This is a genomic window from Rhodococcus yunnanensis NBRC 103083, from assembly GCF_001895005.1.
GTDB classification, from domain to species: Bacteria; Actinomycetota; Actinomycetes; order Mycobacteriales; family Mycobacteriaceae; genus Rhodococcoides; species Rhodococcoides yunnanense.
In genome coordinates this window covers 179,772-201,385 of the sequence record NZ_BCXH01000007.1, presented here as the reverse complement: position 1 = coordinate 201,385, position 21,614 = coordinate 179,772, and the positions used below count along the sequence as shown (strand labels likewise).

19 protein-coding genes and 1 pseudogene are annotated in these 21,614 nt (G+C 63.8%); 6 read left to right on the top strand and 14 right to left on the bottom strand.

Annotated features, from left to right (window positions below; all coding sequences use genetic code 11):
- Positions 1-97: 97 nt before the first annotated feature.
- Together RY1_RS14100 and RY1_RS14095 are read left to right on the top strand one after the other, a co-directional pair.
- Positions 98-814, top strand: a complete 717-nt coding sequence (locus RY1_RS14100) for an IclR family transcriptional regulator (protein WP_072804193.1) — start codon at positions 98-100, stop codon at positions 812-814.
- Positions 811-2,004: an MFS transporter gene (locus RY1_RS14095; RefSeq protein WP_072804192.1), complete on the top strand. Its 1,194-nt coding sequence runs from the start codon at positions 811-813 to the stop codon at positions 2,002-2,004. The genes RY1_RS14100 and RY1_RS14095 overlap by 4 nt, the downstream gene beginning before the upstream one ends.
- On the opposite strand, the gene RY1_RS14090 is transcribed toward RY1_RS14095, so the two are convergent.
- From RY1_RS14090 to RY1_RS14075, 4 genes are read right to left on the bottom strand one after another with little or no spacing between them, the layout of a single operon-like run.
- Positions 1,988-3,313 carry an LLM class flavin-dependent oxidoreductase gene (locus tag RY1_RS14090; protein WP_072804191.1) on the bottom strand — a complete coding sequence of 442 codons (1,326 nt, stop codon included), beginning with the start codon at positions 3,311-3,313 and terminating at the stop codon, positions 1,988-1,990. The genes RY1_RS14095 and RY1_RS14090 overlap by 17 nt on opposite strands.
- 7 nt (positions 3,314-3,320) lie before the next feature.
- Positions 3,321-4,160: an ABC transporter permease gene (locus tag RY1_RS14085; protein WP_072804190.1), complete on the bottom strand. Its 840-nt coding sequence runs from the start codon at positions 4,158-4,160 to the stop codon at positions 3,321-3,323.
- A gap of 1 nt (position 4,161) precedes the next feature.
- Entirely contained in the window at positions 4,162-4,974 is an 813-nt protein-coding gene (locus RY1_RS14080) for an ABC transporter ATP-binding protein (RefSeq protein WP_072804189.1), read from the bottom strand.
- Positions 4,971-6,056: an ABC transporter substrate-binding protein gene (locus RY1_RS14075; protein ID WP_072804188.1), complete on the bottom strand. Its 1,086-nt coding sequence runs from the start codon at positions 6,054-6,056 to the stop codon at positions 4,971-4,973. Before RY1_RS14075 ends, RY1_RS14080 begins: the two co-directional genes overlap by 4 nt.
- Before the next feature lie 199 nt (positions 6,057-6,255).
- Between RY1_RS14075 and RY1_RS14070 the strand changes: the two genes are divergently transcribed.
- Positions 6,256-6,864, top strand: coding sequence for a TetR/AcrR family transcriptional regulator (locus RY1_RS14070; RefSeq protein WP_072804187.1), 609 nt, complete (start codon positions 6,256-6,258; stop codon positions 6,862-6,864).
- Between the two features lie 3 nt (positions 6,865-6,867).
- Here RY1_RS14070 and RY1_RS30625 read toward each other — a convergent pair whose 3' ends face one another.
- From RY1_RS30625 to RY1_RS14055, 4 genes and pseudogenes are all read right to left on the bottom strand, one after another.
- Entirely contained in the window at positions 6,868-7,122 is a 255-nt protein-coding gene (locus tag RY1_RS30625) for a DUF3253 domain-containing protein (protein ID WP_245819666.1), read from the bottom strand.
- 15 nt (positions 7,123-7,137) lie between these two features.
- Positions 7,138-7,266, bottom strand: a pseudogene (locus RY1_RS30620) (DUF2256 domain-containing protein); the annotation flags it as partial.
- Between the two features lie 29 nt (positions 7,267-7,295).
- On the bottom strand, positions 7,296-8,174 hold the full coding sequence (locus tag RY1_RS14060; protein WP_245819658.1) for an alpha/beta fold hydrolase: 879 nt from the start codon (positions 8,172-8,174) through the stop codon (positions 7,296-7,298).
- A 96-nt stretch (positions 8,175-8,270) separates the two neighbouring features.
- A complete protein-coding gene (locus RY1_RS14055) occupies positions 8,271-10,679 on the bottom strand; it encodes an ATP-dependent Clp protease ATP-binding subunit (protein WP_072804185.1) in 2,409 nt (802 codons plus the stop codon).
- Positions 10,680-11,178: 499 nt separating this feature from the next.
- On the opposite strand from RY1_RS14055, the gene lhgD reads away from it, so the two are divergent.
- Complete coding sequence (lhgD, locus tag RY1_RS14050) at positions 11,179-12,375, top strand: L-2-hydroxyglutarate dehydrogenase (protein WP_072804184.1); 1,197 nt, start codon at positions 11,179-11,181, stop codon at positions 12,373-12,375.
- An 81-nt stretch (positions 12,376-12,456) separates the two neighbouring features.
- On the opposite strand, the gene RY1_RS14045 is transcribed toward lhgD, so the two are convergent.
- The 3 genes from RY1_RS14045 to RY1_RS14035 form a co-directional block, all read right to left on the bottom strand.
- On the bottom strand, positions 12,457-13,332 hold the full coding sequence (locus RY1_RS14045; protein WP_072804183.1) for an SCO6745 family protein: 876 nt from the start codon (positions 13,330-13,332) through the stop codon (positions 12,457-12,459).
- A gap of 26 nt (positions 13,333-13,358) precedes the next feature.
- Positions 13,359-15,626, bottom strand: coding sequence for an ATP-binding cassette domain-containing protein (locus RY1_RS14040; RefSeq protein WP_072804182.1), 2,268 nt, complete (start codon positions 15,624-15,626; stop codon positions 13,359-13,361).
- 184 nt (positions 15,627-15,810) lie between these two features.
- Positions 15,811-17,025: an MFS transporter gene (locus tag RY1_RS14035; RefSeq protein ID WP_072804181.1), complete on the bottom strand. Its 1,215-nt coding sequence runs from the start codon at positions 17,023-17,025 to the stop codon at positions 15,811-15,813.
- 212 nt (positions 17,026-17,237) lie between these two features.
- Between RY1_RS14035 and RY1_RS14030 the strand changes: the two genes are divergently transcribed.
- On the top strand, positions 17,238-17,852 hold the full coding sequence (locus RY1_RS14030) for a TetR/AcrR family transcriptional regulator (protein ID WP_072804180.1): 615 nt from the start codon (positions 17,238-17,240) through the stop codon (positions 17,850-17,852).
- Between the two features lies 1 nt (position 17,853).
- On the opposite strand, the gene RY1_RS14025 is transcribed toward RY1_RS14030, so the two are convergent.
- Together RY1_RS14025 and RY1_RS14020 are read right to left on the bottom strand one after the other, a co-directional pair.
- A complete protein-coding gene (locus RY1_RS14025; RefSeq protein WP_072804179.1) occupies positions 17,854-18,201 on the bottom strand; it encodes a hypothetical protein in 348 nt (115 codons plus the stop codon).
- A gap of 130 nt (positions 18,202-18,331) precedes the next feature.
- Positions 18,332-19,294: a GlxA family transcriptional regulator gene (locus RY1_RS14020; protein ID WP_072804178.1), complete on the bottom strand. Its 963-nt coding sequence runs from the start codon at positions 19,292-19,294 to the stop codon at positions 18,332-18,334.
- 122 nt (positions 19,295-19,416) lie between these two features.
- Here RY1_RS14020 and RY1_RS14015 point away from each other — a divergent pair, with 122 nt between their 5' ends.
- Positions 19,417-20,052, top strand: coding sequence for an isochorismatase family protein (locus tag RY1_RS14015; protein WP_072804177.1), 636 nt, complete (start codon positions 19,417-19,419; stop codon positions 20,050-20,052).
- A 49-nt stretch (positions 20,053-20,101) separates the two neighbouring features.
- On the opposite strand, the gene RY1_RS14010 is transcribed toward RY1_RS14015, so the two are convergent.
- Positions 20,102-21,478: an NAD-dependent succinate-semialdehyde dehydrogenase gene (locus RY1_RS14010; protein WP_072804176.1), complete on the bottom strand. Its 1,377-nt coding sequence runs from the start codon at positions 21,476-21,478 to the stop codon at positions 20,102-20,104.
- Between the last annotated feature and the right edge of the window lie 136 nt (positions 21,479-21,614).

Genomic DNA, 21,614 nt, shown 5'->3' with positions numbered 1-21,614 from the left:
CGACATATGTTCACGGCGCGCCTAATGCTTCCCTCCCGCGCACGAGTACGGAAGGGTCTCGGGTGTGAAGTGCGAACGCGCCACCGGAGGGGATTCTGTGCCGAAAACGTCACCGGCACAGTCACGTACCGGATCGCAGGCCGTCGAGCGGGCGATCTCGGTGCTGTACGCGTTCTCCTCCGAGAATCCGGCGCTCACGGTCAGCCAGCTCGCCGAGCGAGTGGGGTTGCCGGTGAGCACGACGCATCGAATTGCGTCGGCACTCGTACGCGGCCGGTTACTGACTCGGGATTCGAGTGATCTCTACAGCATCGGCTCCGGTTTGACCGACCTGGCAGGGTCCGTCATCAGACCCATCGAGCTCGACAACGTTGCGCCGCACCTACATTTGCTGTCGTCGAGAATCGCGATCACCGCGAGTTTGAGCACGCGCGCCGACGACGCGGCGGTCACGGTCTACTCCGCGCGGCCGCCGGTGAGGTTCTGCGATCACCAACTCCCGACGAGCGGTCAGCAGTTGCACCTGAGTGCGATGGGCCGGGTATTGCTCGCGTTCGGGAACGAACCGGCCGCAGTCCGGCTCACACCGGGTTCGGTCGACCTTGCTGCCGTACGACGGCGAGGCTACGCGGTGATGCAGGCGGGGGAGTACCGGGAGATCACGGCGATCGCGGTCCCGGTCTTCGACAGCGCAGGCCGGGTGCAGGCGTCGCTGGGGGTGCAAGCCATGAGCGTCAGACTCGATCTCGGGTTGATCGCCCGGGTGATTCCGGAACTACGTTCCACCGCAGTCGCACTCGGTGTCACGCTGTGACGGGATCGAGCGCGTCGGTCAATCCACTTCGGTCGCTCGGATCCACGGTGTACGTCCCGGCCGCCATCTACGGAATCGGCACCGGCGCTGCCGCTCCCGTGCTCACTCTGCGTGCGCTCGAGCTCGGCGCCTCGGTGGCATTGGCAGGCCTTACGGTTGCGCTGGTCGGACTGGGGCAGGTCGTCGGTGATCTCCGAGCAGGCCAGGTGGTCGCACGTCTGGGCGAACGCCGATCCGTTATCCTCGCCAGTTCGATCGCAACCGCCGGGGCGCTCCTGTGCATCGTCGCGTCCACCGTCCTGTGGCTGTGCGGGGGAATCCTGTTGGTCGGGCTCGCGAATTCGGTGTGGGGGCTCGCCCGGCAGAACTATCTGTCACTCGCGGTGCCGTTCGAATGGCGCGCGCGGGCGATGTCGCTGTTCGGTGGCACGATGCGGTTGGGCTTCTTCGTCGGACCGTTGCTCGGTGCGGCGGCGATCTGGTTCCTGGGTGTTCGCGGAGGCTTCGTCGTCCAGCTGATCGCTGTCGTCGTGGCCGGAATCCTCATGGCCCGATTGCCTGACCCACCGGGTTCGGGAGCGCAGCCGCAGCCACATTCGCTGTCGACCGTGTTCGGTGAGCATGTGCGGCTGCTGGCCACGCTGGGCACAGGATCACTGCTGCTCGGTGTTGCGCGGTCGTCCAGGGAAGCGGTGCTGCCGCTGTGGGCGCATCATCTCGGTGCCTCCGCGGGTACGGCGAGTCTCATCTTCGGTGTCGGTGCGGCGCTCGACGTGGTGTGTTCCTATCCGGCCGGTCATCTGATGGATCGGTTCGGAAGAACCTTCGTCGCGATCCCGTCGATTCTGGTACTCGCCCTGTCCTACCTGCTGATTCCGTTGACGACGTCGATCCTCGCCTTCACCGTCGTCGCGATCGCGATGGGGGTCGGCAACGGCTTCGGCAACGGCGTGATCATGACATTGGGTGCCGACGTGGCTCCTCCGTCGGGTCGGGCGGAATTCCTCGCCGCGTGGAGGCTCACCCATGACGCAGGATTTCTGCTCGGACCGCTGTCCATCGCGTTCGTGGTCGCGATCGCTCCGTTGTCGGCCGGAATCTTCGTGGTATCCGGAATGTCCGCCGCCGGAGCTGGATTGCTCGCCCGGTACATACCGCGATACACCCGAGAGATCAGTTCGACGCCGTGATCGGTGCGGGCACCGAATCCAGGCCGTAGTGCCCGCGCAGGGTGGTCTCGGTGTACTCGGTGCGAAAGAGGCCGCGCTGCTGCAGAATCGGGACTACCTCGTCGACGAACAGGTCCAGACTTCCTGGTAGGTACGGCGGCATGATGTTGAAGCCGTCCGCAGCTCCGCCGTCGAACCACAGCTCGATGTCGTCGGCCAGTTGTTCGGGTGTTCCGGCGAAGGTCCTGTGGCCGCGGCCGCCGCCGAGTAGTCCGATCAGCTGGCGCACCGTCAGGTCTCCCGATTCGGCCAGGTTCTTCACCAGCTGATAGCGGCTCTTGTTGCCTCGAATCTTGTCGATGGGCGGCAGTTCCGGCAGCGGTGAGTCGAGCGAGTGCGTGGACAGGTCGGTCCCGAGCATCCAGGAGAGCTGTCGTAGCGAGTATTCCGGAGAAATCAGGTCGGTGAACTCTGCCTCGAGCGCAATCGCCTCGGCCTCGGTCGATGCCAGGTAGGGCACGATGCCGGGCAAGACCTTGAGATGCTCCGGGCGACGTCCGAACCGCGCCAGACGGGAGGTGAGGTCTCGGTAGAACTGCTGGCCCTCGGCCAGCGTGCGCTGCGCAGTGAACACTGCTTCGGCGTATTTCGCGGCGAAGTCCTTTCCGCTTTCGGAGGACCCGGCTTGGACCAGCAGTGGCCGTCCCTGCACCGAGCGCGGTGAGTTGAGTGGTCCACGCACCGCGAAGCGCGGGCCCTTGTGGTCGATAGGTCGCACCTTGTCGCTGTCGGCGAAAACCCCGCTCTCCGCATCGAGAACGAGCGCGTTCTCCTCCCACGAGTTCCACAGCGCGAGAGCAACATCGACGAATTCGGCGGCACGGTCGTACCGTCCGGCATGATCGGGCACTTCGTCGTAGCCGAAGTTCGCTGCTTCGTCGACACCGCCCGAGGTGACGATGTTCCACCCCGCCCGTCCTCCGCTGATGTGATCGAGCGAGGTGAACTTCCGGGCCAGATTGAACGGTTCGTTGTAGCCGGTGGATGCGGTCGCGATCAGCCCGACGTGCGTGGTCACTGCGGCCATGGCGGTGAGCAGCGTGATCGGTTCGAAGATCGCCGGGGCGTTGTTGCGTACGCGAGGCCCGGTCGCGAGGTTGTCGGCGAAGAACACCGAGTCCAACTTGCCGCGTTCGGCGGTGCGCGCCAGTTCCTGGAAGTGTTTGACGTCGAGTACGCGCCTGGCCTCGGTTCTGGGGTGTCGCCACGCTGCCTCGTGGTGGCCGACGCCCATGAGAAAAGCGTTGAGATGGAGTTGTCGGTCGGTCATGAAGCCCTCAGCTTTCGGGACGCCAGCGCGAGAAGCGTCGTTCGATCGTGACGATTACGCCGTTGAACGCCAGTCCGACGAGCGAAATGGCGATGATGCCGGCGTACATGTTGGGAATCTGAAAGTTGAGCTGGGACGCGGTGATCAGGTATCCCAATCCTGCTTTGGCTCCGACCATCTCGGCGGCGATCAACACGAGGATCGACGACGCGGCCGCCATCCTGATACCGGTGAAGATCGTGGGTACTGCAGCGGGCAGTATCACCTTCTGGAACAGTCTCACCGCTGGTAGGCCGAGGGACCGTGCCGATTTGACGAGCAGTGGATCGACGGTGCGGACACCGGAGATGGTGTTGAGCAGGATCGGAAAGGTGCTGGCGTACAACACCAGTGCGATCTTGGACGTTTCTCCGATGCCGAGGATCAGGATGAAGACCGGCAGCAGGGCCAGTGCGGCGGTGTTGCGGAACAACTCGAGGATGGGCCCCAGGAATTCGGCGACCGGTTTGTACCACGCGATGGCGACACCGAGCGGAATCGCGATGACGATGGCGATGGCGAATCCGGTGAGCGCGCGAGAGAGGCTGGCGGACAAGTGTTCCCACAGCTGCCCGTTCGTCACCAGTTCCACGAAGGCGTCGGCGACGACCGAAAATGGGGGCAGGAACACCTCGTCGACGAGGCCGAGCCGCGGCGCGGCCTCCCAGATGCCGAGGAACACCGCAATCGCTATCAGCGGTTTGGTGTATCGCCAGCCCACGGCCGACCAACGCCGACCACGCGAGAGGGCGGGTACCGCGACCGCGCGAGAGGTGGTGGAACCGGGTGATGCTGCTACGTCGACCATGTCACGCTCCCGCTGCTTCGAGTTCGGTGGACTGTGCACGCTCGACCTCACCGTGCAGCAGAGTCCACACGTGGTGGCGGAGTGATCTGAACTTGGCGTCGGATCGGACGTCGGGTACGTCTCGGTCGATGTCCACGTCGACGATGGTCTTGATACGCCCCGGTCGCGAGGTCAGGACTGCGACGCGTTGGCCGAGGTAGATTGCCTCGTCGATGCCGTGGGTGATGAAGACGATGGTCTTGCCGGTCGTCTTCCAGATGCGAAGCAACTCGTCCTGCAGAGATTCGCGCGTCTGCGCATCCAGTGCGGCGAACGGCTCGTCCATCAGCAAGACCTCCGGGTCGAAGGCCAGGCTGCGTGCAATGGCCACACGCTGTTTCATGCCACCGGACAGCTCGTGGGGAAATCGGTCGGCGAACGATTCGAGCCCGACCAGCTCGAGATACTTCTGCGCGATCTCCCGGCGTTCCTTCTTCGGTAGACCCTTGGCTTCGAGCCCGAACTCGATGTTGTGTCGGGCCGTCCGCCAGGGGAGAAGCGCGTACTGCTGGAACACGATGCCGCGGTCGAGTCCGGGACCGTGGATGGGTGTGCCGTCGAGAAGGATGCGGCCGGACGTGGCGTCGGTGAGCCCACCGAGGAGATCGAGCAGCGTCGACTTCCCGCATCCGCTCGGACCGACGAGAACGAGGAATTCACCTGCCGCGACTTCGAGATCGATGCCGTCGACCGCGGTGAAGATCTCGTGCGCGCCGCGCGCGGCGAACTGCTTGGTCACGCCTTCGAGTACGAGCTTCGGTTCCGTCGTTGTCATTTGGATGTCCCCAATGCTTGGCCGTTTGCATCGCTGTTCTCCGGGTAGGTGCCGTTCGAGTACGGATTGAATTCGTTGGTGTAGATGTCGCCGGCTTCGATGTCGTCGCCGAGATCCTCGTTGCGTCGGAGCCAATCGATCCAGATCTGAATCTCTTCGTCGGCGATCACTCCGCCTGGTGCGACGCCCGAGCTCTTCCAGTAGCCGACCAGGTCGGGATTTTCGTTGCGACCACGCTGGGCGATGATTTCTCGGTACTTGCCGATGACCACCTCCCGTGGAACTGTCTGGGTCCAGCGGATCGCTCTGGCCACGCCTTGAACGAAGTCGCCCACCGCATCCTTGTTGGCCTCGATGAAGTCCTTGCGGAGCACGTAGCTGCCGTAGGAGAAGGTTCCGTAGAGCGATTCGTCGGTGAACAACTCTCGCAGCCCGCCGCGTTCGGTGGCCGTCTCGCGGAACACCGACCCGAGGGTGCCCACGTCGATCTGACCCTGCCTGAGTGCCTGCTCGGTGTTCACGGGCGGCACAACGGTCAATTCGACCTGTGAGATCTCGTCCTTGGACAGCCCTTGCTGCGAGAGCCACTCGCGGATCACGAATTCAGCGTGGGCGCCGAGTGTGTTCATCGCGACCTTCTTGCCGATCAGATCGCGCGCCGATCGGATGGGGCTGTCCTGAAGAACGTAGAAGCCGTTGAAGGTCTCCTTGTCCGCGCCGTAGTAGGAGACGACGGATTCGACCGGTGACTTGGCCGCGGCGAGCTTGACGATGGCCCCGTTGAACGCGCCGCCGAAATCGGTGTCCCCGGTGGCAGCGGATTGAATGTCCTGTGGTCCGCTCGTGGTGTCGCCGACCCAGTCGAGCGAGACCTTGTCGAAGTAGCCGAGCCCTTCGGCCAGTTCGGGGAAGGTGACCTGGCTGGCCGAGCCTTGATACCGCAACACCGTCTTGCCGTCCCCGGTGGTCGTCGCTTCCGAGGAGGAGCTGCCACAGCCCGTCACGAGTGCTGCGGCCGCGACGGCTGCCGTGGCCAGAGTGACTGTACGAAGAATTCTTCGGTGTATTGGTCTGTGACGCATCGGATTCGAGTTCCCCCAACAGAGATTGCATTTCGAGTGGCCGTGGTGAACGGCATTCGCCAGGAAACCTAACGGGGGTGTTGCCGAAGGAGAACAGTTGCAATCATCCTGATCTAATCGGAGAATCTATAGTCAAAAGTACAACCACATCCAGGGTAGTAGCTACTACCGAATGGGTGCCTACTGCTACATTGCAGACATGGGTCTACGGGAAGTGCACGCCGCGCAGACGCGCGAGTTGATTCTCGACGCTGCGTTCTCGCTGTTCCTCGACCGCGGTTACGACCGGACCACGATGGAGGAGATCGCTGCAACGGCAGAGGTCGGCACCACCACGCTCTACCGCTACTACCCGAGCAAGGATCTGCTGGTTCTCGGTCCTCTCGAACTCAACGGTCAGATGGCAGGCGAGTTGCGCGCGCGTCCGGGGGACGAGCCGTTGGAGATCGGGCTGGGGCATGCTGTCCGCGCGCTTCTCGTGGCCCCGCGCGCAGGCGCCGACCGGATGGCGCAGATCTACCGAGTGCTCGACGAGACCCCGTCATTGGGTACGAGACTGCTGATGGCGTTCATCAACGAGCGGACGCTGCTGGAGCAGGCGGTCGCCGAGCGGCTCGGGCTACCGTCGGACGACGTGTACTGCAAGGCAACCGCGCGTATGGCGACGATGGTGCTCGAACTCGTCACCGAGATGGGGCCGACGCGTTCCCTCCAAGGGGGCGACGAGGCCAGAAGCCGCGCCGACGAAGACTTGAGAACGATCCTGGCGCTGCTGGAGGCGAATCCGCCTCCGCTCCCGCGGCTGTGACGCTCAATTCCGCTTCCAGCGAATTCTGATGGGCCCCTTCGCCGTCGACGGGTCGACGACGGTTCCCTTCTGCGTGATCTCGACTTCGCCTGCGTCGACCATGCGGCGCGCGGCGCGGCGGACCGGTTCCATCAGCTCGCGCCACCCGTCGTCGGACATCGCCCGAGCGACGTCCGACGGGCAGATCGTCGAGTCACGTGACCGGGAGTCGAGCAGCTCGCGGATCTTGTCCTCGAGTTCGTGATCCGAGGATGTCACCTTGTTCCTTCTGCACCTGTCGCTGCAGTACTCGATGTCATCCCAGTTTCGCTCCCATTTCTTGCGCCACTCGATACGCCGACCACACGAGGTACACGTTTTGTCCGGTGGGGTCGAACGATCGGGTCGGCGGGTGTGGGCCACTCTGTCCACAGTAGCCACGTTCGTTCGTATCAGGCCCTGGCGGTCAGCCACTCGATGATGTCCGAGGTGACCTCGTCGCGGTTGGTTTCGTTGAGAATCTCGTGACGCGCACCGGGGTAGATCGTCACGGTGACGTCGCTCGATCCGGCCTCGCGATAGCGTGATCCGAGAAGTTCGACGAGCTGACCGCCGCCGGCGAGTGGGTCGTCGGAACCCGATGTGATCAGCAGTGGGAGATCGGAACGAACCTCGCTCAGCTTGCGGGGATCGGCCAACTTGTCGGCCTCGGTGAACAGGGCGGGAACAGCCGAGGCAGGTAGGTCGAATCCGCACAGTGCGTCGGCGACGTATGCGTCGACCTCGGCTTCGTCGCGTGAGAGCCACTCGTATCCGGTGCGGTGCTCGAACGCGTCGTTGAAGACGCTGAGGTCACCGGCCGGGGCGTCGGCGAGATTGCCGGCGAGAACGTCGACGGCCGACGATCCCGACAGGACGACACCCGCGTAGAGGTCCGAGCGTTCGATCAGTACATGTTGAGCGGCAAAGGAACCCATGGAGTGGCCGAACAGAAACAGAGGCAGGTCCGGGTATTCGTTCAACAGCGCTTCGCCGAGCTGTTCGATGTCGGCCCACAGCGCCTGGAAGCCGAGTGGCCCGAGGTCTCCCGGTGTACCCGCGATCGTGGATCCGTGACCGCGGTGATCGGAGGCGACGACGTGGAATCCGGCGTCGTTCAACGCGGAAGCGAAACGGGCGTATCGGCTGCCGTGCTCGGCCAGGCCGTGCGCGATTTGGACAACCCCGCGAACCGGTACTGCCGACGTGGGCCACGTGTAGGTGCTGATCTTCAGATCGTCCTGCTTCGAGATGTACGAAGACGCCTGTGCCACTGAATTCTCGTTCGTCACTGAATTCTCCTTCGCCGCTGGGGTAGTGGGCTTCGCTGCCCGTGACATCCTAGGAATATCACGGGCAGCGAAATACCAGGGGCAGCGTAGCCGTAGTCAGCCTACGTTCAGGGCCAATTCGTCTCCGGCGACGTCGACGGCCACCGAGCCGCCCTCGGTGAGGATGTCGTCGAGCAGCAGGTCGGCGATTCGGTCGTCGAGTGCCCGCTGAATGGACCGACGCAACGGCCGTGCCCCGAACTCGGGCTGGTGGCCGTTCGATGCCAGCCAGTCGACGGCGGAGTCGCTGAAGGAGATGTCGATACCTTTCGCCGACAACCGCTCCCGGCTCTCCTGGAGCATCAGATCCGTGATGCGGTACAGCTGCTCGGTGTCGAGCTTGCGGAACACCACGATCTCGTCGATCCGGTTGAGGAACTCCGGCCGCATCGCCTCACGTAGCCTGCCCATCACTCGTGCGCGCAGCGGCTTCTCGTCCAGGGCGCCGGTGTTGAATCCGGTTCCGCCGGACTTGCTCGAAATGATGTCGGAACCGAGGTTGCTCGTCATGATCACCACGGTGTTGCGGAAGTTGACCGTGCGTCCCTGTCCGTCGGTGAGTCTGCCGTCGTCGAGCACCTGCAGGAGCGTGTCGAAGACGTCGGGATGGGCCTTCTCGATCTCGTCGAGCAACACCACCGAGTACGGGTTGCGGCGAACCTGCTCGGTCAGCTGACCCGCTTCGCCGTAGCCGACGTAGCCGGGAGGTGCACCGACCAGGCGGCTGACGGTGTGCCGCTCACCGAACTCGCTCATGTCGAGGCGGAGCATCTTCTTCTCGTCACCGAAAAGCGATGCAGCCAAGGCCTTCGCGAGCTCGGTCTTGCCGACACCCGTCGGGCCGAGGAACAGGAAGCTGCCGACGGGACGGTCAGGGTCACTCATTCCGGTCCGGCTGCGGCGAATGGCGCGGGCGATCGCCTGGACGGCCTCGTCCTGTCCTACGACGCGCTGGTGCAGTTCGGATTCCAGTCGGCGTAGGCGTTCCTTCTCCTCCTGCGTCATCTGGCTCGCGGGGATGCCGGTGGCACGAGAGACGATGTCCGCGATGTCCTCGGCGGTCACCTGGGGAGTGTCCTCGTCGGAGATGCCGTTCATCCGGTTCCGAAGAGTCGAGATGTCGTCACGCAGTGTCGATGCGCGCTCGTAGTCCTCCTCCGCGATGGCCGATTCCTTCTCGGTGACGAGTGCGGCAAGCTGCTCCTCGACGGCCGCGACGTCGACGCTCGGACGGCTCAGTTGCGCGCGAGCGCCTGCTTGATCGATCAGATCGATCGCCTTGTCGGGCAGGAAACGGTCACCGATGTAGCGATCGGACAGCTCGACGGCAGCGCTGATCGCCTCGTCGGTGTACTTCACGCCGTGATGCTCTTCGTATCGGCTGCGCAGTCCCGAGAGAATGGCGACGGCGTCGTCGACACTCGGTTCGGGCACCGTGACCGGTTGGAAACGACGCTCCAGAGCCGGGTCCTTCTCGATGTTCGTGCGGTACTCGTCGAGAGTGGTGGCGCCGACGATGTGCAGCTCACCACGAGCGAGCTTGGGCTTGAGTATGTTTCCGGCGTCCATGGCACCTTCGGCGCCGCCGCCCGCACCGGCGATGGTGTGAACTTCGTCGATGAACACGATGAGCTGATCCTTGTGCGCGACGATCTCGTCGATCACCGTGGTCAGCCGCTCCTCGAAATCACCGCGGTAACGGGTGCCCGCGACCATCGACGCCAGATCGAGTTGCACGATGCGCTTGCCCAGCAGACGGTCGGGGACGTCGCCCGCGTTGATGCGCTGCGCCAGGCCTTCGACGACGGCTGTCTTGCCGACGCCCGCTTCACCGACCAGAACAGGATTGTTCTTGGTGCGCCGAGACAGGATCTCGATGGTCTGCTGAATCTCGTCGGCGCGGCCGATGACGGGGTCGACGCCGCCCTCGCGAGCTCGCTGGGTGAGGTCGACGCCGTACTTGTCGAGCGTCGGGGTCTCGGAGTCCGACGACGGCTCGACGGACCCGCCCTTGAGGGCGGTCTGCAGGCCGTCGGGAGTGATGCCCTCGGACGCCAGCAGCCGTCCGGCGATGTGCTCTTGATCGGCCGCGAACGCCACGAAAAGGTGTTCGGGATCGATGTACGTGGACCCCAATGACTGAGCGATGTGATGCGCTTCGAGAATCGCCGTCTTGAGTGTGCTGCTCAGCGCACTGGCGATGGTCGAGGACTCGCCGTGGGACTGCGGGAGCCTGAGCTCGACGGCGTCGACGACGGCAGCAGCCTGCGCTCCAGCGCGCTGCATGAGACCACGCGTCGGGTCCTGTTGAGCCATGACAGCCAGAACGTGCAGTGCATCGAGCTCGGCGTCACCGCGTCCGGATGCGAATGTGGCCGCGTCGCCGATGAGCGACTGGGTCGACCTGCTCATCAGACGACTGATATCGATGCGACGGGCGCCATCTGGTCCCAAGAATGCCGGCATTGAAGATCCTCCTACAGAGATTGAGCGTCGTAGACTCAAGTAACGTGCTCGCGAAGGTATCAATTCCCTCCGACACGAAAATATTTCCTCGTGCCGTCTTCCTGCTGCCCACCTCGTGCCGGCACCCCCAACCCCGCCCACCACCCCACCCGCCCCCAACCCCACCGCGCAAATGCATATGCATTTGCGTCCGAATGCGACGTTCCCTCTGCATCCCACGCAAATGCATATGCATTTGCGGACTTGGCCGGACCCGGCGTGGTCGACCCCCACTCCCTACACAAACGCACGTGCGTTTGCGGACCCGGCGTGGGCTCGGCGTGGTCGACCCCCATTCCCTACACAAACGCACGTGCGTTTGCGTAAGAAGGCCCGGCGCGGTCTAAGGCCCGGCGCGGTCTAAGGGCCAGCACGGACCCGGCGCGGACGGAAGACCACGGTGCAGCTCGTGTGAGAATGACGCGGTTGTGGGAGCACTGATAGAGCAGAGGTGGGGGACGTGGCGCGAAACAGAGTCGCTGTGGTCGGAGGCGGAATCATCGGGCTCGCTGTCGCGCGGCAGCTGCTGGCGTCGAATGCAGATGTCACTGTCTTCGAGAAGGAACCCACGGTCGGCGCGCACCAGACCGGGCACAACAGCGGTGTCGTCCACGCCGGTCTGTATTACGTTCCAGGGAGCTTGAAGGCGACGTTGTGTCGGAGAGGCGTCACGCTGCTGGAGGAGTTCGTCGAGGCGCATTCGATTCCGTACGAGCAGTGCGGAAAGCTCGTGATCGCCCAGAACGAGGTCGAAAAGGATCGGCTCGATGGGATTCATCAGCGCGCACTGGCCAACGGCGTTCCGGGTGTACGGATGATCGGCAGAGACGAGATCGGTGACATCGAGCCGCATGCCAGGGGAGTACGGGCACTGCATTCGCCCGCGACGGCGATCGTCGACTATCCCGCGATGACGCGAGCTCTCGCAACCGACATCGAGAGGCGCGGCGGCAGAATTCGGTTGGGGTCGGCGGTCACCGGGGTGTCGGAGCGATCGGCGGACGTGCTCGTCGACTCCGACAGCGGTACCGAATCGTTCGACCGCGTCATCGCGTGCGCGGGACTCCAGTCCGACCGTGTGGCAGTCGATTCCGGTGAGGACGCGTACCCGAAGATCGTTCCGTTCTTCGGTGATTACTTCCTGCTCGCAGTCGAGAAGTCCGGGTTGGTGAACGGGCTGATCTATCCGGTGCCCGACCCGAAGTACCCGTTCCTCGGTGTGCACGTGAGTAGGACGGTGCACGGGGATGTAACGTTGGGTCCCAATGCTTTTCTGTCACTCGGCCGCGAATCCTACGACCGCAGGCAGGTATCGCTGAAGGACACGCTCGACGCCGTCGGCTTCCCTGGTTTCTGGAAGTTCGCAGCACACAACATGTCTGCAGCCGTGCGGGAGACCAGGACTGCGCTGAGCACGCGAGCCTTCGTCGAGCAGGCGAGACAGTACGTCCCGGGCATCGAGCTGAAGGACGTGCGACGCGGACCGCGCGGAATCAGAGCCCAGGCGATGAACCGCGACGGCAGCCTGGAAGACGACTTCGTCATCACCGGTTCCTCTCGCGTTCTGCACGTGCGCAATGCGCCGTCACCCGGTGCTACGTCCTCGTTGGCCATCGCCGAACATATCGTGCAGGAGGCGAACCGACGGTCCGCGTAGTCGAGTTGGGCATGGTGTTGCACTCGGGTGCACCCGCAGCGGGGATCGATTCAACCCCAGGTGGAACACCATGCCCACCGATCAGCCCTTCTTCTTCGTTCCTGGCAGAATTCCGGCGTCGATGACCGCCTTGACGTAGGGACGAACGCCGACGATCAGGTCCTCGGCATCAGGAACGTCGTCCCAGATCGAGGATGCGAGCGCATCGGTGCGGGCTTCGATGTGTGCGTCGAGTTCGACGCCCTGATCGGTGAGGGCCTCGCCCTTCTCCGTGTGCGTCACCAATCCGCGAGAGGCGAGCCGTTCGGCTGCGGCGCCCCACTCCTCGTCCGACCACTGACGAGTCAGCTGAGTGATCCGTTTGCCGAGTACGCGGCGGGCTTTCGGGTCGGGATGCACGGCCTCGTGGAACACGACGGCTTCCGTGGGATCGAGTTGTGCGTCGACGAGCGCGGCGATATGACCGTCGCCGCGCCATTCGCGGATGACGGCGATTGAATGCCACAGTGCAAGGTGAGGTGTGTCCGGGCGCTCGGACGAGTGCCATGCGGAGGACAACGTGCGCCCGGCGAAGACCGCGGTGTCACCGATGTCGCGCAGCCTGCCCGCGACCTTCACCAGCTCAGGATCTTTGGCCAATGGCCCCAGTGCGTCGCCGAGAACGCTGTCGAACAACGCCCAGCGTCGATCGGCGATCTTGTCGAGCCCTGCAGCGACCGCCTGCGGCCATACCCGCTCGATCAGCGCGGGGTTGAAGTTGTAGAACGCTGCCGCCACGACGCTTGCAGCCGTCTCACCCAGTGGTGCGGCCCGCGATCCCACGTACCAGGCGTGCCCGTCGAGCCCGGTGTCCTGACCTGCCGACTTCAGCTGCGGGTTGAAATATGCAGTGATGTGGAACGGCTCGAAGGTCGTGTAGGCAGCGCGGGCGATGGCGTTGGAGGTGTCACGGCTCATGGTGTTCGAACCTACCCGTAAGTAAGCTAGCGGCCCAGACTCTTCGCCAAATAGACGCCGGTATGCGTATCGGTCTGTATCAGATCGTCGACCATGCCGGTGAAGACGACGTCGCCACCGTTGTGGCCGCCGTCCGGGCCGAGGTCGATGACCCAGTCCGCCGCTGCGACAACGTCGAGGTTGTGCTCGATCACGATGACGCTGCGACCCTCGTCGACCATTCCGGACAACAGCGAAATGAGATTCGCGACGTCCGACGGGTGCAGACCGGTCGTCGGTTCGTCGAGAACGAGAATCGGCGACGAACCCACCAACTCGGTCGCGAGCTTCAGGCGCTGGCGTTCGCCACCGGACAGCGACGAAAGATTCTGTCCGAGAGACAGATACCCGAGTCCGACGTCGGAGCATCGATGCAGAATGTCTCGGATCTTCTTCACCTCGAAGAAGTCCTGAGCGTCCTCGACGGACATCTCGAAGATGTCGGCGATACTGATGTCGTCGACTGTGTGCCGGATGGCTCCCGGACGAAAACGCCTGCCCTGGCACGTTTCACACGTGCTCGATACCGGGTCGGTGAAGCCCAGGTCGGTGAAGATGATTCCGCTGCCCTGGCACTCGGGGCATGCGCCGTCGGAGTTGGGTGAGAACAACGACGCCGGTTGGCCGGTCTTCTTCGCGAAGTATGCGCGAATCGGATCGAGGAGACCCGAATATGTTGCAGGGGAGGAGCGGCGCGAGCCTCGGATCGGCGATTGGTCGATGATGACGGCATCCGGCGCGACCGAACGCAGGTGCCCGTGGATCAGGCTCGACTTTCCGGATCCCGCGACGCCCGTGACTGCGGTCAGAACACCGAGCGGAATGTCCGCGCTGACGTTGCGCAGGTTGTGTGTGTTCGCACCTACGATGTGCAGGAAGCCCGTCGGGGTTCGCGGAATACGCGGCGCGGCACCGTTGCGTCGCAACGCCGTGCCGGTCCTCGTGTCGGCGGCGCGCAACTGCTCGTATGTACCCTCGAACACCACGGTGCCACCGGCCTTGCCTGCGGCAGGACCGATTTCGACGATGCGATCCGCGATCGCCATGACCTCGGGATCATGTTCGACGACGAGAACCGTATTCCCCTTGTCGCGCAATGCAAGCAGCATGTCGTTCAGGCGATGCACGTCGCGGGGATGAAGTCCGGTGGTGGGCTCGTCGAAGACGTAGAGCATGTCGTTGAGCGTCGCGCCGAGATGCCGGACCATCTTGATGCGTTGGGACTCGCCACCGGACAGCGACGACGTAGCCCGGTCGAGGCTCAGGTAACCGAGCCCGAGGTCGACGAGTCTGCGCAACTGGGTGACGATTTCGGAACGGGGCCCGTCGAGATTCTTCAGCTGCCATCCGTCGAGACGTTCGGCGAGGTCGGAGACCTGCATGGCGAAGGCGTCGGGCAGCGAGAGTCCTTCGAGTCTTGCCCCTCGGATCAAGTCGTTGTACCGTGTGCCGCCGCAGGATTCGCACGTGCCACGAGTCACGATGCGATCGAACGCGGCCTTCGCCTTGCCCTTCAGTGCATCCGCATCCTTCGACAGGTAGCTACGGCGGAAGCGGGAGACGATGCCTTCGTAACTCTTCATGACGGCATCGGGATTGGTCACCGTCACCTCGCCGGGTTTGGCGTCGAAGAACAGGTGGCGCTCGCGTGCCGAGTACTGCTCCACGGGTACGTCGAGATCGAAGAATCCGGAGTCGGCGAACACTCTGTACGGCCACTTGCCCGGCTCGAAGTCCGGATGCTTGAACGGTCCCTCTCGCAACGACTTCGACTCGTCGACCAGCTCCGAGAGGTCGATGACCTTCGCCTCGCCGAGGCCGTCGCATTCGGGGCACATGCCGGCGGGATCGTTGAACGAGAAGGCGTTGGCGTAGCCGATCGACGGCGTCACTCCGCGTGACCACAGCATGCGCAGCCAGTCGCCGATGTCGGTGATGGTGCCGACGGTCGATCTTGGACTACCGAAGAGCCGCTTCTGATCGACGATGACGACGGCCGAGAGATTGGCGATCAGGTCGGCGTCGGGACGCCCGTACGACGGCAGGAATGTCTGCGCGAACGCGGTGAACGTCGAGTTGATCTGGCGTTGTGCCTCGGCCGCGACGGTGTCGAACACGAGCGAGGACTTCCCGGAACCGGAAACTCCGGCGAACACGATGAGCTGACGCTTGGGTAGGTCCAGGTCGACGTCGTGGAGATTGTTCTCACGGGCGCCGCGTACGACGATCGTGTTCAGTGCTTCGGCCGTGGTCATCTGGGGCAGTCACCTCTCGGGCGGCAGGTGCGTCCAAGCGGACGCCAGAGCATCCTACCGTACGGTGTACGAAATTGCAGAGCGCCTGGTGAAGCGCGCTTCACATACCCGCGACATCGACGACGAGGCGTATCACCAGCTCCCCTATCCGCGAACCGGTCTCGTCGTCCGGCCCGCATGGGGGTCACGCCGTCTCCCGAACTGTGCGACGACTGACGAACAGCAATACCACGGCCGCCACTGCGAGGACTGCGCCGATGGCGGGAAGTATCGACACGTTGCCTCCACCGGACAGCGCGATCGATCCGATCCACGCGCCTGCGGCGTTCGCGAGTTGGAAGCCGGCGATGTTCACCGTCGCGGCCAAGTGCGGTGCTTCGCTCGCGGCGCCGATGAGTTTCGACGCGAGCGGGGGGATGATCGAGAAGCCGGTGGCACCGAGGACGAACATCCAGGCGAACGCGAACCACGGGGTGTTGCCGAACACGAAGAGTACGGCGAGTGCAAGTGCGAGTGCCGTCAGCGCGACGTAGAGGGTGCGGTCCAGGGCTTTGTCGGCGAAGTATCCGCCGAGTTGGTTGCCGACAACGGATCCGATCCCGAACACGAAGAGAACGATGGTGACCGTCGACGCGGAGATGCCCGCATGGTCCGTCAGGTACGGCGCGATGTAGGTGAACACCACGAACAGCGCTGCCTGGCTGAGTGCGGTCAGGCCGATGGCCCACAATACGGGTCCACGGGTGAAGACTCCCAGTTCCGATGTGACGCTGCCGGTCTGGTGCGACGGTGCCGCTCGGCGGGTCGAGGCGATGAGTCCGGCCGTGACCACCAGCTGGAAGACGGCGATGATGGCGAAGGACCAGCGCCAACCGAGCTGAGTTCCGATCAACGTTCCGAGCGGGACACCGAGCACGGTGGCGAGGTTCAATCCGAGGGTGACGCGGGCAATCACGCGACCTTGGAATTCCGGCGCCACCAGCGATGTCGCCAACACGAGGCAGAGTGCGAAGAATGTGGCGTGCGGAAGGGCGGTGATGACTCGGAAGATCACCAGTGTTGCGAAGTTCGATGCCAGCGCGGTTCCTATGTTGCCGACGATGAACAGCGTCATCAGGCCCACGACGAGCGGTGTCCGGGGTACGCGGGTCGTCGCGATGGTGAGCAACGGACCGCCGACGACGACGGTGACGGCGTATATCGTGACGAGGAGTCCGGCTGTCGAGTTACCGACTCCGACGTCGGACGAGATGTCCGGGAGTACTCCTGCAACAAGATATTCGACGGTTCCCACTCCGAACACCGCGAGCAACATCCACAGGATCGCGGTGTTCGCGTTGATCGAACCGGCCTTCGATCCGGAAGCGGACGGTGTGCTGAGCCGAGTTTCGGTCACCATGGTCTATCCCTGACCCAGCTTGAATGATGCGGCACTTCGCATATCGATCCCCCTGGCTGTGTGGCGAACTCTCGATCGGTGTTCGGTCATACGCGTTGCTTCGGTGAACGAAATGGGCTTCCCGGAATCACAGTAGGCCATTCGCGTAGTGATCGCTACAGGAGTAGACTGCTTCACACAGCGATCATCGCTGTGGGCGAAAGCGAGGAACTATGGCGGGCGTGCCGGGGCAAGGGCGGAAGTTCGACGTGGACGCAGCGCTCGACCAGGCGATGTATGCCTTCTGGGAGCATGGGTACGAGGGCACGTCGGTGGCGACGTTGACGTCGGCGATGAAGATCAATCCGCCGAGCCTCTACAGTGCTTTCGGGGGCAAAGAGGGTGTGTTCTTCGCGGCTATCGACCGGTACAACGCCACCCGCGGGGACTTCATGGACCGTGCGTTCGCGGAGGAGGTGCGTGCATCCGAGCTGATTCGTCGGCTACTCTACGACGCGGCCTCGCACTATGCCGACGAATCGTGTCCGGGTGGCTGTCTTGTCATCAGTTCCGCCGTGAGCGTCACCGACGCCAACAGGCACGTGGCAGATCGACTGCGCGATATGCGAAATGCCAACGTCGATCTGCTCACCGAACGTATCACCGCCGACGTCGTCGACGGAGTTCTCCCTGCCGACTGCGAGCCGGCGGAGTTGGCCGAGTTCATCGGCGTGATCATTCAGGGAATGTCCCAGCGCGCTCGCGACGGAGCGAATCGGAGTCAACTCGAGCGGGTCGCCGACAGATCCTTTCGGGCCCTGCGGCTGACCGCCGAGTCGACTTCGTAGATCAGAACGGGTTGTAGACGTACACCGGACGCAGGCCTGCAGCAGATCCGGACTGCGGCGTGAGTGGTGTCAGATCGTGCTTGGCGCCCCAGGGATCGTTCTGGGTGCACCAGGTGGATCCGTGAAATGAACTGCACTCGATGGTCTGGCTGGTGCCGAACGGGCTGATGATGATGGACCGATCGCTTTCGCTTCCGTATGCGGCGGGGTCGAAGGCGCTGACGAATTTGTCGGTGTAATCCCACGGACCGAACGGATTGTCGTTGGTGGGCTGTGCTCCGGCCGTCGGCGCCAGCATGATCAGGCTCGCGGCGGTCACGCCGACGATCGACAGGGTCTTCTTCAGCATTGCGTTTTCCGTTCGTAGACGAGCGCTGGTGGTGCCTTTTCATCGATCGAGCCGTCAACCGTGTTACTGCTCGCGCGCCCGGTGCGAGCTGGTGAACTGCGCATCTCGAACGGTATGTCATTCGAACGAATTAATCTGCGCGCCTTCTGGTGTCGGCGAATTGACGACGGTACGCGGTCGGCGAGGTTGCGAAAGCGGCGCCGAAGTTCTGCCGAAATGTCACGCCACTGCCGAAACCGCAGGCAGCAGCAATCTTTTCGATAGTCCAGGTCGAGGTTTCCAGAAGCACACGTGCCGCGTCGAGGCGTTGCTCGAGCACCCACTTCGCTGGAGTTGCCCCGGTTGCGGCCTCGAACTGACGCACGAAACTGCGCCGGCTCATGCGCGCTCGTTCGGCGAGGCGATCGATGGGCAGCGGCTCGTGCAGTCGGCCGAGCGCCCATTCGACGACGTCGGACATGGTGGTGTCCTCGGCGGCCCGAGTGACCGGGCGCTGAATGTACTGCGCCTGGCCGCCGTCTCGGTGCGGAGCGACGACGAGGCTGCGCGCCACCCGGGTTGCTGCTGCCGATCCGAGGTGCTTACGCACGAGGTGCAGGCACGCATCGATCGAGGACGCGGTGCCCGCGGAGGTCATCACGTCGCCGTGGTCGATGTAGAGCACGGATGCGTCGAGCTCGATCTGGGCGTTGCGTTCGCGCAGCGCGGGCATCTCCTGCCAATGTGTGACCGCAGCGCGGCCCGCGAGCAACCCCGTATCGACGACGGCGAACGCGCCGAGGCACAGGCCGGCGATCTCGGCGCCGCGCAGGTGCGCGTCGCGTAACCGGGTGCTCAACGCGTCGTCGATGGGCGGTAGCGCCGACGGCCACGAGGGAATGATCACGATATCGGCGCCATCGATGACGGACGGTCCGTTGATGTCGCCCAACGAATAGCCTTCCACGGTCCGGATCGACCCTGGGGTGTCGGACCACACGTGCGTTTCCCAATCGGATGCCAGGCCGAGTCGCGCGAGTTCGCCGAACACCATCAACGGCGCGGCGAGATGAAACATCGTGATGTCGTCGAACGCGTACAGCGCGATGCGCATGCAATCTCCCAGGTTGGCACAAAGTCATCGAAAGTATGCATCCGTGCCACTCGCGGAGGCAACACATCAGCCGAAGAATGGACGACGTTGATCGAACCCCGACCTTCAGGAGTGAATCGAACATGACCGCACCGCGCCGCGCACTCGTCGTCGTCGATGTTCAGCAGGAGTATTTCGACGGCCTGCTGCAGATTCAGTACCCACCTCGTGAACAATCGTTGGCGAACGTCGTCACCGCGCTGGAAGTGGCTGCGGCTGCGGATCTTCCGGTGGTGATCGTGCAGCACGAAACGCCCGAGGGTGCGCCTGTTTTCGCTCGAGGCTCCGCGACGTGGGAGCTGCATCCCGAGATCGAGCAGCGTATCGACCCGTCGTGGAAACGGGTGACCAAGCAGTACGGCAGCGTTTTCGCCGGCACCGACGTCGCCGAGTACTTGAAGTCCGAGGACGTCGACACCATCTCCGTCGTCGGCTTCATGACGAACAACTGCGACCTCGCGACCGCCGTCGACGCCGAATCCCTCGGCCTCTCGACCGAGATCATCTCCGACGCCACCGGCGCGATCAATCTCGCGAACGAGGCAGGGCAGGTGTCCGCGGAGGTGCTGCACAACGCGCTGATGGTGTTGTTCCAGTCGAACCTCGCGGCAGTCGTGACGACGGCGCAGTGGTCCGAGGCAGTCAAAGCGGGCGACTCCCTCGCCGGCAGCAACCTGGTCGTCTCCGCAGCTCAGGGCAATGAGGCTGCCTCTGCCTGACGAGCGAGGGCCGCGCCTACATCAGGCGCGGCCCTCGCTTCGTCGTGTCTTACTTCTTGGACACTCGAACGAGCTTCTTGTTCACGAACTCGTCCATGCCCCACGGTCCGAGTTCACGGCCGACGCCGGAGCGCTTGACGCCGCCGAACGGCAGGCCGGGCAGGGTGGTGCCGTGCTCGTTGACGAATGCCATGCCGACATCGAGTTGTTCGGCGACCGAGCGCGCGGTGTCGAGATCCGAGCTCCACACCGAACCGCTGAGACCGAACGGCGAGGAGTTGGCCAATTCGATTGCCTCCTCGGCATTCTTGACCTTGTAGACGACACCGGCCGGACCGAAGAGCTCCTCTTCGTAGGCGCGCATGTCCGGGGTGACGTCGGCGAGCAGCGTCGGCTCGACGTACGCGCCAGGGCCGTCGATCTTCTTGCCGCCGGTCAGCAGCGTGGCGCCCTTGGCGACGGCGTCGTCGATCTGCTCGATGAGGGTGTCCGCCGCGGTCTGTGACGACAGAGGTCCGAGTCGGGTCTTCTCGTCCAGCGGGTCACCGGTCTTGGTGGCGGCGAACGATGCGGTGAGTTTGGTGACGAACTCGTCGTAGTAGTCCTCGGTGACGAGGATGCGCTTGGCCGCGTTGCAGGCCTGACCTGCGTTGGACAGGCGGGCGCGGGTCGCGGACTTGACGGTGGCGTCGATGTCGTCGGAGTCGAGGAGGATGAAGACGTCGGATCCGCCGAGTTCGAGGACGACCTTCTTGAGGTTGCGGCCTGCGGTTTCGGCAACGGAGGTTCCGGCGCGCTCACTGCCGGTGAGGGAAACGCCCTGCACGCGGGGATCGGCGATCATGTCGGCGATCTGCTCGTTGCTGGCGAAGATGTTGATGTATGCGTCCTCGGGCAGGCCGGCCTGGTGGAAGATCTCCTCCATCAGCAGTGCCGACTGCGGACAGTTCGGTGCGTGCTTGAGCAGAATCGTGTTGCCCACCATCAGGTTCGGCGCGGCGAAGCGTGCCACCTGGTAGTAAGGGAAGTTCCACGGCATGACCCCGACGAGTGCGCCCACCGGCTTGCGTTGGACCACCGACTCTTCGGCTCCCGGGACGTCGAGGGTCTCGTCTTCGAGGAACTTCGGCCCGTTGTCGGCGTAGTACTGGTAGATCGCCGCGGACAGTTGGACCTCGCCCTTGGCCTCCCTGACGGGTTTGCCCATCTCCAGGGAGATGCTGCGCGCCAGTTCGTCGGCCCGCTCGGTGTAGAGGGCGGCGACCTTGCCCAGGGTCTCGGCTCGGTGCTGCGGCGACGTCAGACGCCACGTCAGGAAGCCCGAGTGCGCCGAGGACAACGCGTGCTCGACGCCGGCCGAATCGAGCGTGTCGAACTCCTTCACGGTTGCGCCGTTGGCAGGATTGACAGTTTTGTAGGTTGTCATACCTCATTCAACGGCCGAGGGCGGCGATGTGGTTCCAATTCCGGCAGATTGGATACTTCCGATGGTGATCGGCCTGTTCAGCGCGTCGTGCGTTGATCGAAAGTGGCGGCAACCGCATTGCTACTGGCCAGTAGGT

Excerpts from the sequence above, each read along its gene's own strand:
- RY1_RS14035 (WP_072804181.1), bottom strand. The coding sequence starts at position 17,025 with ATGGTGACCGAAACTCGGCTCAGCACACCGTCCGCTTCCGGATCGAAG.
- RY1_RS14075 (WP_072804188.1), bottom strand. The coding sequence starts at position 6,056 with ATGCGTCACAGACCAATACACCGAAGAATTCTTCGTACAGTCACTCTG.
- RY1_RS14055 (WP_072804185.1), bottom strand. The coding sequence starts at position 10,679 with ATGCCGGCATTCTTGGGACCAGATGGCGCCCGTCGCATCGATATCAGT.
- RY1_RS14070 (WP_072804187.1), top strand. The coding sequence starts at position 6,256 with ATGGGTCTACGGGAAGTGCACGCCGCGCAGACGCGCGAGTTGATTCTC.
- RY1_RS14040 (WP_072804182.1), bottom strand. The coding sequence starts at position 15,626 with ATGACCACGGCCGAAGCACTGAACACGATCGTCGTACGCGGCGCCCGT.
- RY1_RS14030 (WP_072804180.1), top strand. The coding sequence starts at position 17,238 with ATGGCGGGCGTGCCGGGGCAAGGGCGGAAGTTCGACGTGGACGCAGCG.
- RY1_RS14085 (WP_072804190.1), bottom strand. The coding sequence starts at position 4,160 with ATGGTCGACGTAGCAGCATCACCCGGTTCCACCACCTCTCGCGCGGTC.
- RY1_RS14025 (WP_072804179.1), bottom strand. The coding sequence starts at position 18,201 with ATGCTGAAGAAGACCCTGTCGATCGTCGGCGTGACCGCCGCGAGCCTG.
- RY1_RS14080 (WP_072804189.1), bottom strand. The coding sequence starts at position 4,974 with ATGACAACGACGGAACCGAAGCTCGTACTCGAAGGCGTGACCAAGCAG.
- RY1_RS14090 (WP_072804191.1), bottom strand. The coding sequence starts at position 3,313 with ATGACCGACCGACAACTCCATCTCAACGCTTTTCTCATGGGCGTCGGC.
- RY1_RS14020 (WP_072804178.1), bottom strand. The coding sequence starts at position 19,294 with ATGCGCATCGCGCTGTACGCGTTCGACGACATCACGATGTTTCATCTC.
- RY1_RS14010 (WP_072804176.1), bottom strand. The coding sequence starts at position 21,478 with ATGACAACCTACAAAACTGTCAATCCTGCCAACGGCGCAACCGTGAAG.
- RY1_RS14045 (WP_072804183.1), bottom strand. The coding sequence starts at position 13,332 with ATGAGCCGTGACACCTCCAACGCCATCGCCCGCGCTGCCTACACGACC.
- RY1_RS14015 (WP_072804177.1), top strand. The coding sequence starts at position 19,417 with ATGACCGCACCGCGCCGCGCACTCGTCGTCGTCGATGTTCAGCAGGAG.